Here is a 311-nt window from a genome sequence, read left to right as displayed (position 1 = left end):
TTCTTCTCCGCATGGATTCCGCGTGTGACAGTGCCGACAATATGAAAGTCTGTACGATGAACAAGGTGGATTTCGTCATCAAGCGAAACCCCCGGAAAGAAACAGCAGAAGACTGGCTGGCCATCGCCCAAAAAGAAGGCATGTGCCATGAAGAACGCCTTGGGAAAAAGGTATATACAGGCACCCGCCTCTCAACCATCAGGGGTACGGGCGTTCCTGTTCGCATTGCCTTTAAAGTCACAGAGAGGACGATCGATAAAGACGGGCAAATCCTGCTTGTTCCCGATATCGAATTCGAAACCTACTATACG

General features: G+C 49.8%; 1 pseudogene. It reads left to right on the top strand.

From position 1 onward, the window contains the following. A pseudogene (locus D4N35_RS18260) lies at positions 1-311 on the top strand (IS1380 family transposase); the annotation flags it as partial.

The sequence above is a fragment of the Siminovitchia fortis genome (assembly GCF_003605365.2).
Taxonomy (GTDB): domain Bacteria; phylum Bacillota; class Bacilli; order Bacillales; family Bacillaceae_C; genus Siminovitchia; species Siminovitchia fortis.
The sequence above is the reverse complement of the archived record's forward strand: the minus strand, read 5'-3'. Positions and strand labels throughout refer to the sequence as shown.